The 12,129-nt window shown below is 52.1% G+C and carries 14 protein-coding genes; 1 reads left to right on the top strand and 13 read right to left on the bottom strand.

Annotated elements, in window-relative coordinates:
* Positions 1–47: 47 nt before the first annotated feature.
* The 12 genes from flgK to MRJ96_12825 form a co-directional block, all read right to left on the bottom strand.
* On the bottom strand, positions 48–1,706 hold the full coding sequence (gene flgK / locus MRJ96_12880) for a flagellar hook-associated protein FlgK (GenBank protein ID MDR4502337.1): 1,659 nt from the start codon (positions 1,704–1,706) through the stop codon (positions 48–50).
* 6 nt (positions 1,707–1,712) lie between these two features.
* Positions 1,713–2,204, bottom strand: a complete 492-nt coding sequence (locus MRJ96_12875; GenBank protein MDR4502336.1) for a flagellar protein FlgN — start codon at positions 2,202–2,204, stop codon at positions 1,713–1,715.
* A gap of 26 nt (positions 2,205–2,230) precedes the next feature.
* Entirely contained in the window at positions 2,231–2,551 is a 321-nt protein-coding gene (locus MRJ96_12870; GenBank protein ID MDR4502335.1) for a flagellar biosynthesis anti-sigma factor FlgM, read from the bottom strand.
* Between the two features lie 108 nt (positions 2,552–2,659).
* Positions 2,660–3,019, bottom strand: coding sequence for a rod-binding protein (locus tag MRJ96_12865; GenBank protein MDR4502334.1), 360 nt, complete (start codon positions 3,017–3,019; stop codon positions 2,660–2,662).
* 38 nt (positions 3,020–3,057) lie between these two features.
* Positions 3,058–4,206: a flagellar basal body P-ring protein FlgI gene (locus MRJ96_12860; protein MDR4502333.1), complete on the bottom strand. Its 1,149-nt coding sequence runs from the start codon at positions 4,204–4,206 to the stop codon at positions 3,058–3,060.
* 41 nt (positions 4,207–4,247) lie between these two features.
* A complete protein-coding gene (locus tag MRJ96_12855) occupies positions 4,248–4,934 on the bottom strand; it encodes a flagellar basal body L-ring protein FlgH (GenBank protein MDR4502332.1) in 687 nt (228 codons plus the stop codon).
* Between the two features lie 5 nt (positions 4,935–4,939).
* On the bottom strand, positions 4,940–5,692 hold the full coding sequence (gene flgA, locus MRJ96_12850; GenBank protein MDR4502331.1) for a flagellar basal body P-ring formation chaperone FlgA: 753 nt from the start codon (positions 5,690–5,692) through the stop codon (positions 4,940–4,942).
* Positions 5,693–5,695: 3 nt separating this feature from the next.
* A complete protein-coding gene (flgG, locus tag MRJ96_12845; GenBank protein ID MDR4502330.1) occupies positions 5,696–6,487 on the bottom strand; it encodes a flagellar basal-body rod protein FlgG in 792 nt (263 codons plus the stop codon).
* A 98-nt stretch (positions 6,488–6,585) separates the two neighbouring features.
* Positions 6,586–7,305, bottom strand: coding sequence for a flagellar hook-basal body protein (locus MRJ96_12840; GenBank protein MDR4502329.1), 720 nt, complete (start codon positions 7,303–7,305; stop codon positions 6,586–6,588).
* A 316-nt stretch (positions 7,306–7,621) separates the two neighbouring features.
* Positions 7,622–8,365: an OmpA family protein gene (locus tag MRJ96_12835; protein MDR4502328.1), complete on the bottom strand. Its 744-nt coding sequence runs from the start codon at positions 8,363–8,365 to the stop codon at positions 7,622–7,624.
* A gap of 84 nt (positions 8,366–8,449) precedes the next feature.
* Positions 8,450–9,211: a flagellar motor protein gene (locus tag MRJ96_12830; GenBank protein ID MDR4502327.1), complete on the bottom strand. Its 762-nt coding sequence runs from the start codon at positions 9,209–9,211 to the stop codon at positions 8,450–8,452.
* Positions 9,212–9,237: 26 nt separating this feature from the next.
* On the bottom strand, positions 9,238–9,723 hold the full coding sequence (locus MRJ96_12825; GenBank protein MDR4502326.1) for a chemotaxis protein CheW: 486 nt from the start codon (positions 9,721–9,723) through the stop codon (positions 9,238–9,240).
* 283 nt (positions 9,724–10,006) lie between these two features.
* On the opposite strand from MRJ96_12825, the gene MRJ96_12820 reads away from it, so the two are divergent.
* Positions 10,007–10,279: a hypothetical protein gene (locus MRJ96_12820; GenBank protein ID MDR4502325.1), complete on the top strand. Its 273-nt coding sequence runs from the start codon at positions 10,007–10,009 to the stop codon at positions 10,277–10,279.
* 52 nt (positions 10,280–10,331) lie between these two features.
* On the opposite strand, the gene MRJ96_12815 is transcribed toward MRJ96_12820, so the two are convergent.
* Positions 10,332–12,005 carry a methyl-accepting chemotaxis protein gene (locus MRJ96_12815; protein ID MDR4502324.1) on the bottom strand — a complete coding sequence of 558 codons (1,674 nt, stop codon included), beginning with the start codon at positions 12,003–12,005 and terminating at the stop codon, positions 10,332–10,334.
* Positions 12,006–12,129 lie beyond the last annotated feature (124 nt).

Below are 12,129 nucleotides of genomic sequence, written 5' to 3'. Positions count from 1 at the left end.
TCTTGCAATCAGCCTTTTCCGACCCTTAGCTCAAGACTCCTCCGCGTTTAGCGTCCGAGCCCCAGCACCGTTTCGAGCAGATCATCGGCGAGGGTAATGAGACGAGCTGAGGCTTGAAAGGCACGTTGGAAACTCAATAAATGGGTCAGTTCTTCATCCAGAGATACGCCGGATACACCCTCGCGGAATGCTTCCACTTGTTCCGTCTCGGCCTCTTTGGCGATAAGCGATAGATTCACTTCTCGTGTCGTGCTCCCGACATTTCCTGCCGTGATGGTGTGGTAGTCATTCAAGGTCACGCTGCCCAAAGTGCTCTGACGCGTCGTATGAATATCGACGAGTGCCAGCGCGTTCAGATTATTCCCTGGTACCCCCGCGGCAGTCGAGGAGGCCGAAATGTCATCGGTATCCGTGAGGGCTACAGACAGATCCGCCGCCGCGCCTTTATGGGCGCTGACCGTAAAGACGTCACCGGCAGCCGGCGCGCCGGTATTATTGGTGATCACCGTGGTGAGACCATCAAACACGATATTGTTCCCCGACGTATACGTCTGCCCGCTGAGCACCGTGGTGCCATTCGTGGTATCCAGCACATCAAACGTCGTCGCGTTGGTGAAAGAAATTTGATACGTGCTGAATGTGAGCGAGCTCGCCGTGGATACGGCGACGGACGTTCCCTCGGCTCCACCGGTATTGCTATCGCTGGCAACCGGAGCATCGGGGCTCAATGCCGTAAAGAACGCATTCCCCGTATCACCATCTAAGTCATACCCCGCCTCATGCTGCTGATTGAACTCGTTGACGAGGACGGCGACCGTACGATCCAGACGATCCTGGAACCCGACGATATCCGTGTCGCGCAGCGTCAGAAGGCCTTTTATCCGTCCATCGGCTATCCGCGGAGTAATCACCAGATTGGTTCCGTCACTCCGAACGATGGCCACATCATTGAGCGGCGGGTTGTCCACATCTGGCGTTTGCACGAGAGTATTGGCATGATTCCCACCCACTAACAAATGTCCCCCGACATTGATCGTCAACCCGTCTCTCCCCTCGACGACTGAGACATCGACCAGTTCGGCCAGTTCATTGACGCGGAGTTGGCGCTGATCTCGGAGATCAAGGGCAGCCCCGCCGCTGGCTTCAGCCCGGAAGATCGAATCATTCAACGTCGCAATTTCTGTCGCTAAACTGTTCACCGTCGTCAGATGTCGACCAATTTGGCCATCCGCATCCCGTCGAATCTGATCTAAGGCTGTGGCAGCGCGATTGACTTCGTCTGTTAACGCATTCCCTTTTCCGAGAAGGACCGTTCGCTGAACGGTGCCTTCAGGGTTTGTGGCCACATCACGAACGGCGTTGAAGAATTCCGTCAATCCATGGGCAATGCCCTGATTATCACTTTCGGTAAAGACGCCATCGGCCTGCACTAAAAAATTATGACGGGAATCCAACCGGCCGACATCTTCCTTGAGCTTGGTAATCTGGTCTTCCAAAAACACATCGACATTCCGCCGAATCTCATGAACCCGGACCCCGGAAGCTTCTTGACCATTTGCCGGAGACGCTGTTTCAAGGACGACTTCCTGCCGAGAGTACCCTTTAGTCTCAATATTGCTGATATTGTGAGAGATCGTGGCGAGTGCTTGTTGATGCGCTCGAATCCCCGTTCGACCAATCTCGAAAATGTGTCCAATCCCAGACATTTCTGATTACCCTTTGATATCCAAGGATGTCGGACGTCCAGGAAACCGCAAACCGCCCGTCTCTCCGTACATCGGTTGATACCCTAACCCTTCATGCACAACCTGCATGGCTTCTCGTACGATATGCAGGCCGCGACTGATCAATCGAGAATTTTGATCGCTCAACTGCTTGACGCGTTTTCCGATTGAGATGAGCTGCCGTAAGATTCGCTTCACGGGGATGGATTCCGGAACCTGTGTATGAACGACCCATTCCAGCGATTGTTTCGACGAATCAATCGGATGAAGTAGCTGCACGCAGTGAGTGCGGGAGCGTTCCAAACCTTCAATGTGCTTGAGTATGTCTTCTTTCCGGTCGGAGATATCATGTAGCCGTGCATGGTCAAGCCGCTTTAACAGCGTCCACTCCTCTTCGAGCACGTCAGCCAGTCGACGGTACGCGGCGCATTCTTCCTGAAATAGGCGTTGAAGCTCACCCCATGGCTTCTCAGTGTTCATCGCATATCACCTCGATGCAAGCAGGATTATGATAGGGCGAGCGCGTTGAGTATCGTCTCACGAGACAGCGCATCGGCGATTTGACCGGACGTGGCCAATACTTGCTGAGACTCTACGGCTTCACGACTCGCCTGGACACGATCGACACGTACATCAGGCACACGTTCCGCTCGTGCTGTGACCGCGCGAACTTCTTTCGCCAAATCTGACAAGGCCACATCGTCTCGGGGCCCTCCACTCAGAACTTGATTCGAGGAGCGCTGCTCGGAGTGAGAAACCGCACGGGGCTGGAGAGCAGAAAACAGTCGCCCGAGCTCACCATTGGGATCCAGGCCGGAAATTGTCATAATTTCACGCCTCCTTCTTTATTATCCTGTATCGGAGGCAATCAGCAAAAACTTAACTGGACGGCTCACAACCATGCCCAAAGGTGAGTTTTTAACGTCAATTCCACTCTATTGAGATTCTTCCAGGTCGGTCTCACTTTCCATGTGTCCAGCTTTGGCGCCTTCCTGAGCTAAAGAAGACAAGACGAAATCGGCAAGTCCGACACCTCCGGCCTGAGCCGCCCGCTTGGCGATTTCTTCATCATAGAAGGAGTAGAACGTTTCCCCCATCGGATTTGAGGTTAACGAGCCTTTTGGCACGGTATTTCTCATCATTTTCATCAGGTAGGCAAGAAAATAACTTTCATACTCCTGGGCGGCCTGCCGAATGTTTTCACGACCCTGAAGACGCTCAAACTTTTCAATCTTGGAATACTGAAGCGCGTCAACCGGCGGCACATTCCCAAGACCGAGTATTCCGTCTAGCATGTCCGTTCACTCCTTTCACTGATCCCGCGCCCCATGACTTAAATCATTTCCATATCAGCCTGAAGGGCTCCAGCGGCTTTAGCCGCGGTCAAGACGGCGACAAGATCACGTGGAGTAACGCCGATAAAATTCAGGGCTTTGACCAAATCGCCCAGCGTGACCGATTGATCGATTTGAATGACACGTCCAGGCTCTTCCTCCACACTGGCATCCGACTCCGATGTGACAACTGTTTGACCGGCGGCATTGCCGACGAGACCTGGCGCTTCAGGCTGAGACACATCGAATTTCGTCTTGATTTTGATCGTCAGACTGCCATGGGAAATGGCCATGCTGGATAAACGAACATGTTCACCCATCACGATCGTCCCTGTTCGCTCGTTCACGATGACCTTCGCTTGGGTGTCCACATCGACATTCAGACCTTCCACGGCCGCGATCAACTGGACAATTTTCCCTTGAAACGATTCCGGCATCCCCACCTTGACCTGCCCGGAACTGACGGGAAACGCCACACCGGGCCCAAAATGCGTGTTAATCGCTTCGGCCACACGAAGCGAGGTCGTGAAATCCGCCTGTCGAATCGTTAACGAAAACGACTTCCACTCTTCGATGTTGAGGTCAACCGCTTTTTCCACGATAGCCCCGCCTGGAATGATCCCGCCAGATTGTTGATTTTTCGTTACCGAACTTCCGGACCCGCCGGCCTCAAACCCGGATGTGGAGATCGGTCCCTGCGCGACGGCATACACCTGTTGATTGGGAGCCTTCAACGGCGTCAACAACAAGGTCCCCCCTTTCAGACTTTTGGCGTTCGCCAGGGAGGACACTTGAATATCCAATTTCATGCCCGGACGGGCAAATGGAGGAAGCTTGGCGGTCACCATCACCGAGGCCGTGTTTTTGGTCAACAACTGAATAGGATTGACCTTGAGATTAATACCCATCGAATTCAACATGGACATGATCGCTTGGGCCGTGAACTGTCCGCCAACTACCGAGTCCCCTGTACGATCGAGTCCCACGACCAGGCCATAACCGATCAATTGATTTTCGCGCACGCCTTCAACTGACGCGATATCCTTGATGCGGGCTGCATCTGCGGAAGAGACAAGGCCAATCACCGTCATCAGCACCACATACCAGGTACAAGAAGACAGACGATGCGTCAATGAAGCGTATGGCAATCTAGACTCCTTGCGACTCACGTATCATTCCTCACGCCTTGCTAAAAGGGAATTATCCAATCAAGAATCCGCACAAGCCAACCCGGCCGCTGCACATCATCCACGACTCCGAGCCCGGTATATTCGATCTTCGCCTCAGCGACGGCTGAAGAAAGAACGCTGTTTGATGTGTCCAGGTCGATACGACGCACGATGCCGTTCAGGATCATCGTCTGCTTTTCACTGTTTACGGTCACTTCACGCTTACCCTGTATCCGCAGATCTCCATTGGGCAGCACCTCGGTAACACGTGTCGCGATCGTACCGGTCAAAGTATCTTCCCGGCTCGTTGAGCCCGAGCCCTCAAACTCATTCTGCGTGCTTGAATCGATTCCGAGTCCTTCCGTAAACGTCGAGGCAAAATTATTGAACCCGAATATGGAGCCTCCGATAGAATTCCTATACGTGGACTCACGATCGGCGGTCGTACTGGCCGTCTTCGAACCCCGATGCTGTTCCACGATCTGAACCACCACGATATCGCCTACCCGACTGGCTCGACGATCCTCAAACAGATAGGCCCGGCCGTTCTCTTCCTGCCACAGCGACCCAGTTGTCTCGGGAAGAGAGAGCGGCGGCTGCTCAAAGGGTTTCTCCTCGACCCTTTTGACTGTTTGCTGAGGAGTGGAACACCCATACATGAGAATCAACGCCCCCACAAGGCCTCCGATCGGCACCCAAGAGTACATAGATTTCAAAATCGGACCTCAACGATTCCTGGAGACAAAATGGTGGCGAGAATCTCGCGCCCTGATGACTGATTCGTCACTGGAATCAGCTCTCCAGATTGTCCGGATGCCTTGGCGACCCCTATCGTTTGAATGAATAAGCCTCCACGCCGCACTTCGATCATCACTCGATCGCCCTTATGAACGAGCGGAGGATCAGAGACGAACGAGGCGGAAAGGGGCTGATGAGGAGGCAACGATCGAGTGGCTTGCTTGCCGACAACATCGTCGAGCCGCCGAAGGATATCTGGGGTAAAGGTCCGAAGGCTCACGGTCTTTCGCACAAGATCTTCTTCTCGTAAAATCTCGTGAACCTTTATCCAACGTACCGGCGTCACCACTTCAGTTTCCAGAGTGACAGAAGCGAGCACACTCACCGTCTTGACCGGCGTATCGTCGAGAGTGATCCGCACACGAAACGCACGACGCCCCACCGCATTGCCAAATTGATCGTCCGGAACATGTAAGGTGATACGCCCCTTGGGGACTGGCACAGGAGTCTTTGGGAACAACACTTCAACAGCCAGTTTCATGTCGGAAGAAGGAATACGACTTTGCATTTTCTTGACGATCGCCGCTTTCAACTCTCCAATTGACACGACAGGAGTTTTCGCTAATGGACCTGCGGCAGACTTTGTCAATTCACCCTTTTCCTGGGCAAACGCGTTCGATCCGGACAAAGCGCTAACCAACAGGCTGACAATGATGAGAAGGTTCATGGTTTACCGCCTGAGATTATTGGCCACTTGCATCATATCGTCCGAGGCCTGGATCGCTTTGGCATTCAATTCATAGCTGCGTTGCGCGATGATCATATTCACCATCTCATCCGCGATATTGACGTTCGATGTTTCTAAGAACCCCTGCTGAATCAGTCCGAACCCCGTTGAAAAACCAGGAGTACCTTGTTGCGCGGCTCCGGAGGCCGCACTCTCGGAAAACAGATTATTCCCCTGCGCAACCAGGCCTGCCGGATTGTCAAAACGCACGAGTTGAATTTGTCCGAGTTGTGTCGCCGTCGCGACACCGGGAAGCAGCGCGGACACAGTGCCATCTTGACCAACATCGACCTTCAGGGCACCGGATGGGATCGTGATGGTGGGCACCAGGGTATCGCCGTCCCCCGTCACGACATTGCCGGTGTTGTCTTGCTTAAACGAACCACCACGGGTATACATGGTCGTGCCGTCAGGACGCAGGACCTGGAAAAAGCCACGCCCCTCTATGGCCAGGTCCAGATCATTAAACGTCTGCTTTAAATTTCCCTGGACAAACTCTTTGGCAACGGTCACAGGACGCACACCGAGGCCGACTTGCATTCCGACGGGAAACACCCCGACCGCCGAAGCGCTCGACCCGGGCAAACGTGAAATTTGATACAGTAAGTCCGAAAACTCGGCTCGGCCTCTCTTGAACCCAGTCGTATTCACGTTGGCGAGGTTATGAGCGATCGTATCGATGTTGAGTTGTTGCGCGAACATTCCTGTCGCGGCTGTATGCATGGCTCGAATCATGTGTGTTGCTCCTTGCTGGCCTTTCTGATATTCCGTGGACCTCTATCTTGTCGGTTGGCCCCCTCTACCTCACGTTTTCCGGCTCACATCCTCTATATCTACGCCTGTACTCTCGCCACTTGGATCACCTGACTCGCCAACTGATCCATCGTTTGAATCGCCTTTTGCATTTGTTCATAAGCACGCGTCACTTTAATCAGTTCCACAAGATCCATGCCGGGGTTAATGTTTGATTTTTCCAACATGCCCTGCTGTACCGTCGTGTTCGGTGCCCCGATCACCTGTGCTGGAATATTCCAGTACAAGTCCCCTGCTTTCACGGGCGTTTCCGTCGCGGGGATGTCCTCTATTCTCAGCTGGTCGATGACAAGATTGTTGACGCTAATCGCCCCATTGGCATCGATAGAGATGGCTCCTGGCGGGACGGTGACCGGCCCTTTTTTGCCCAGGATGGGATCTCCACTATGGGTCACTAATTGACCGCTCTCGTTCATAAAAAGACGGCCGCCTCGAAAATGCCGATTACCTTCTTCAGTCTTGACGACAAAAAACCCCGGCCCATTGAGGCCGACATCCAGCTCGCGCCCTGTTTGTTCCAGCGCGCCCTGAGCTACTTCAGGAATGATGTTGCCCACGCGGGGAAACAAATCCATCCCGGCGTAGGGTCTCGCCGAAGCCGCTCCAAGGATGGTCTCAAACACCGGCTTATCTTTCTTATACCCAGTCGTATTGACATTGCCGATGTTGTGAGAAAGGACTTCCAGCCGTCGCTCGAACGAAATGGCCCCGGCTAATGGTGGGTAAATGCCTCGATTCATCGTCTAATCCTCAAAATGATCATGATGTGGATAAAAGCAACGGACATGCCAATGGAAGAAACAGCACTAGACTTGGGGAAACGGGCGAATTACAGAATGAACGGAGTGAACAATCACAAACAGGAGTCGTGAATATCGGCTAATCAGGAAAATCCTTCCATGTAAGATGAAGTTATTTCCTAGACATGTTCCATCTTGCTCACACTCAAACTTTTTGGGGGTTCATGATGATCGAGCAAAACTTGCCGTGCAAGGATCTTTTGCCTATCAGGAAAACACACAACGGTATTCACACAACACAAAAAGCGGCGAGAGACTACGAATCCAGGAAGGGATGAGACGGTTGATGAGGGGCATGCGTATGCCGAAGGATCACGATTTCAACCCGGCGATTCGCGCTTCGCCCGTTGGCAGTCTCGTTCGTATCGACCGGTCGAAACTCCGCAAAACTCGTCGCTGAAAAACGCTTGGGGTCCAAGCCGCGAATTTCCGTAAAATACCGCACCAGGATGCTTGCGCGAGAAGCGGAGAGATCCCAATTTGACGGGAAAGGCCCTTTTCGAACCGGGACAGAATCGGTATGTCCTTCGACGCTGATGAAATTAGGCAGGTTCTTCACCAGCCCCGCGATCAAATCGAGAAATTCCTTCACATCGGGTCGAAGAGACGCGCTGCCGCTGGCAAACAGGGCATCGTCGGCAATGCGAATGTTCAACCCGCGTTTGCCTGACGTGACCGTCACGCCCTCAGGTAACTTTGCCATCTGAATCGCATTAGCGATCTTCACGTACGCCCGAACATTTTGCCTGACTTTTGGAGGGTCGGTGGTCAATACTTCTTTACGTTTTTCGAATGGCAGTTCAATGATCGACAGGTTGCCCAATGGCTTGTGATTACTGAACGCGCTGACCATCGATTCACTCAATGTCCGGTACTTTCCTTCATTCACCGAAGAGACCGCGTACATCACGACAAAGAAGGCGAATAACAGCGTGATAAAGTCGGCATATGACACCAGCCAACGTTCATGATTCTCATGCTCTTCGTGTTTTTTTTTCAAGACGGAGCCTTCTTACTCCACGAAGCCCAAGAACGCGTAGCATCTTTCTCTACACGAGATGTGCAGAGAGAATCCGGTGGGCGTCTATTTTTTACTCTTTTCTGCTTCAGACAGATATCCGCTCAATTTCTCTTCAATCATGCGAGGGTTCTCACCCTGAGCGACCGAGACAAGACCTTCAATCACCATGAGTTTGCCGATGATTAATTCTTTCGCTTTTAATTTAATTTTCCCCCCCGCTGGCAGAAAGATGAGATTCGCGCCGCCAACACCATAAATCGTCGCGACGAATGCGACTGCGATGCCGCCGCCAAGAGATGATGGATCGGCAAGATTCTCCATGACGTGAATCAAGCCCATGACGGCACCCAAAATTCCAATAGTCGGCGCGTAGCTGCCGAACGATTCCCAGACTTTTCCTGCCAGGGTATATTCTTCCTCGAACATTTCGACTTCAACCTCTAAGATTTCCCGGATTTTGGGAGGTTCCGTGCCATCAACCACCAATTGCACGCCTTTGGCCATCATAGGATCCGTCAGACTTTTAATCTGTCCTTCAAGTGCCAAGAGCCCCTGTTTGCGACTAATATTCCCTAATTCCACGATTTTCGTGATGATACCCTTTTGATCGACGGATACATTCCCAAAGACCATTCCCAAACTTCCCATCGCTTTCATGAAGATCGACATCGGATAGTTAATCATCACGGCGCCAATGGTCCCGCCGAAGACGATGAGCGCCGCAGTCGGCTGTACGATCGAGCTGATATGCCCCCCCTCCAGCACCTGACCACCGAGAATCGCGCCAGCAGCCACAACGAGCCCGACAATGGTAAGAATATCCATATGGTCTTATTCCACTCGAACTGTCCCTAGGTTCCTATTCCCAGAATCTGGCCGAGATCGAGCAAAATGAGCAATCGCCCTCCGACTCGACCGATACCTCTGTGAAAGTCCGAACTTCCGCCCCGTCCGGTGTTTGGTGGATTTTCGATCAAACTTTCTGGAAGACGCAGCACTTCCTCCACTGAGTCGACGATGAACCCGAGAACGGTATTCGAAATCTCCACAACGATAATTCGCGTATCTTTGGTCCGTTCCGCCGATGGAAGACCAAACCGAGAGCGCAAGTCGATGATGGGGATAACCTTTCCTCGGAGGTTAATGACTCCCTCGACAAAATGCGGGGCATTGGGCACCGGCGTTAATTCGACCATTCGGATGATTTCCTGGACTCCCAGGATATCAATCGCAAATTCTTCTTCGCCTACATGAAAACTCACCAGCTGTAGGAGGTCTCCACCATCTTCGCCAGTCGCCTCGAGGACCGCTGACATTTCCGTTGATGATTCATACATGGGTCAATCCTCCGTCTCTCAATCATGAGTGCTTAGAACTTCCACACTCTACCTCTATCCCTTGGTTCAGACAGTCTGCGCGAGGTCCATTCCCTTCCGTCCTCTCACGAACAAACAACGACTCACGTATCTCGAAAACTCACGAGCCACGATGAATGTCATCAATTTTCCAACAAGAGCACAGAACTGAAAACAATGAGTTCTTGAAAGGATTTCTGGCGCTCTGATAGTCTGAAAACCAGCATTCATCATCTATAACTTCTTATAAAGATTGGAAATTCCTATGAACCGTCAACCCAGTACCGAAGCGGAACGCCTCATGCTCGACGCAAAGAAAGCTATCCTCCAAGAACAACATCGTCGTTTTCAGGAACTGCAAAAAGAAGGCCGATGGGATGATGCCATGCAACAACTTCATGTCACACTTTCCTGTGCCGCTGACCTTTTAAAGGATTCCGTCGTCGTCCTGGAACGCGCAGTCAACCAACGACGAGATCAGGATCCTCCATTTTTCTCTAAAGAACTTCCTCCTCCTGCCGACCCCGATGCGGCCTGACAGAATTCACGAGGCAGAAGCGAAGCAGGGTACTTTCAGATACTCACAGAGTTTATACTCGAAATGTTCCGATCAATGACTGGAGTTCTGTCGCGAGCATACTCAAATCATGACTCGCCTTTGCAGATTCCGAGACACCACCCGAAGCCTCTTTTGTGCTTTTGGCCACGGCTTCAAGATCACTCGCAATTTGCCTCGTTGCGGAAGATTGCTCTTCTGCGGCATCGGCAATTTGCTGGATCATCGAGGTCGTTTGGTTGACCATTGATTGAATTTTTTCAAGAGCTTCTCCGGTTTTGTTCGCCAACTCCACACCGCCCATCACTCGCTGAGTTCCATCTTCCATTGAAGCCACAGCACTCTTCGTATCTTGTTGAATTTGCCGAATCATATCCCCGATTTCTTTGGTGGCTTTGGTCGTTCGTTCCGCCAGTTTTCTCACCTCATCTGCCACGACTGCGAATCCCCGTCCCTGCTCTCCTGCTCGCGCAGCTTCAATCGCAGCATTCAACGCCAACAAATTCGTTTGATCGGCAATATCCTCGATCACTCGCACGATTTCTCCGATTTGATCGGATGATTTCCCGAGCGTCATGATGATGTTGGCGGACTGTCCGACGGCATCGGAGACTTGCTGCATGCCAGAGACGGTTTGCGCCATAACTTCATGACCCGTTCGAGCCGTCTCGGACGTTTCCTGAGCGATACGAGCAGCTTCCGTCGAATTCCTTGCCACTTCTCCCGCAGTCATGGTCATCTCTTCCACGGCTGAAGCCGATTGGACCATACGGGAATTCTGACCATTAGCGCTATATGACAGCTGTTCAGCCGTGGCGGAAAGCTCCGTGGCGGAAGAGGCAATACGATCAATAGCGCCCGCGACCTTCGTCATCGATTTATGCATTTTTTCGATAAAAAGATTGAAATACCTGGCTAATTCCCCGATCTCATCATGACTGTGGACAGGCACTCGCTTGGTCAAATCGCCTTGCCCCTGGGCAATATCACGAGAGATTTGCGTTAATCCTTGTAACGGCGTCAACACAAACTTCTGCATCAAAACATAGACTAACCCTACGCAGGCAAGAATGACGCTAACCAATAATCCACCGGTTTGGGCCATGGACGTCATCATGCCTTCTTTGGCGCTGGTCATCGGCATGGAAACCGCTAGCAAACCGATTAAATCGCCAACTTCCTTGCCAACATGACACGTCACGCACGCCTGAACCGATGCTTTATCCGCACTCGCCCGACGATAGGTCAGGACTCCATTCACCATTTCTTCAGCAGAATAAGAATCCGCGCCGGCCATGATAGCGGCCAGGGCATCACGTTCAAAGGTATCCTTCGGCGCATTCGCGGGGTTCATCGGTTGATCGCTGACTAATCTGGCTTCAAATATCCCCTTCTCCCCCAATGCTTTCCCGATTTCTTGAGTGGCGGTCGCCGGAAATGGAATGGCCTGCGGATCGATACCATGCTCTCGCGCAACCACAATATCTGAACCGATCGTCGACTGCTTAATTTTTCCGACATAATTTTTCGCGATGTACGCGCGGGTCACTTCAACCTGGGCTTGAACCATTGCGCCTTGCTCTTCAAGCATCGCATGCAATCGACGCTCTTCCTGATGAAAAATAAAGAACAGGCCAACCAGAATCATCACCACGGCGATACATCCGAGTGAGACGATAAACTTCGTCCCGATCTTCATGCTATTCATGGACACGTTCCTTTCTTACAAGAAAAACCGACCTAGAGATCAATGCGATATGGACTTGCATCATACGATGACAATAGCGAGTCTGTGCCCTGCTCCTGACTGCGCGTCGATAGTCTTACTCGAT

It is taken from the genome of Nitrospirales bacterium (assembly GCA_031315865.1).
In the GTDB taxonomy this organism is placed as follows: domain Bacteria; phylum Nitrospirota; class Nitrospiria; order Nitrospirales; family UBA8639; genus JAGQKC01.
Note: the sequence above shows the minus strand (reverse complement) of the source record. Positions and strands in the feature narration are given on the sequence as shown.

What these genes read in the sequence shown, in the direction of transcription:
- flgK (MDR4502337.1), bottom strand. Translation starts at nt 1,706, where the DNA reads ATGTCTGGGATTGGACACATTTTCGAGATTGGTCGAACGGGGATTCGA.
- MRJ96_12875 (MDR4502336.1), bottom strand. Translation starts at nt 2,204, where the DNA reads ATGAACACTGAGAAGCCATGGGGTGAGCTTCAACGCCTATTTCAGGAA.
- MRJ96_12870 (MDR4502335.1), bottom strand. Translation starts at nt 2,551, where the DNA reads ATGACAATTTCCGGCCTGGATCCCAATGGTGAGCTCGGGCGACTGTTT.
- MRJ96_12865 (MDR4502334.1), bottom strand. Translation starts at nt 3,019, where the DNA reads ATGCTAGACGGAATACTCGGTCTTGGGAATGTGCCGCCGGTTGACGCG.
- MRJ96_12855 (MDR4502332.1), bottom strand. Translation starts at nt 4,934, where the DNA reads ATGTACTCTTGGGTGCCGATCGGAGGCCTTGTGGGGGCGTTGATTCTC.
- flgA (MDR4502331.1), bottom strand. Translation starts at nt 5,692, where the DNA reads ATGAACCTTCTCATCATTGTCAGCCTGTTGGTTAGCGCTTTGTCCGGA.
- flgG (MDR4502330.1), bottom strand. Translation starts at nt 6,487, where the DNA reads ATGATTCGAGCCATGCATACAGCCGCGACAGGAATGTTCGCGCAACAA.
- MRJ96_12840 (MDR4502329.1), bottom strand. Translation starts at nt 7,305, where the DNA reads ATGAATCGAGGCATTTACCCACCATTAGCCGGGGCCATTTCGTTCGAG.
- MRJ96_12830 (MDR4502327.1), bottom strand. Translation starts at nt 9,211, where the DNA reads ATGGATATTCTTACCATTGTCGGGCTCGTTGTGGCTGCTGGCGCGATT.
- MRJ96_12825 (MDR4502326.1), bottom strand. Translation starts at nt 9,723, where the DNA reads ATGTATGAATCATCAACGGAAATGTCAGCGGTCCTCGAGGCGACTGGC.
- MRJ96_12820 (MDR4502325.1), top strand. Translation starts at nt 10,007, where the DNA reads ATGAACCGTCAACCCAGTACCGAAGCGGAACGCCTCATGCTCGACGCA.
- MRJ96_12815 (MDR4502324.1), bottom strand. Translation starts at nt 12,005, where the DNA reads ATGAATAGCATGAAGATCGGGACGAAGTTTATCGTCTCACTCGGATGT.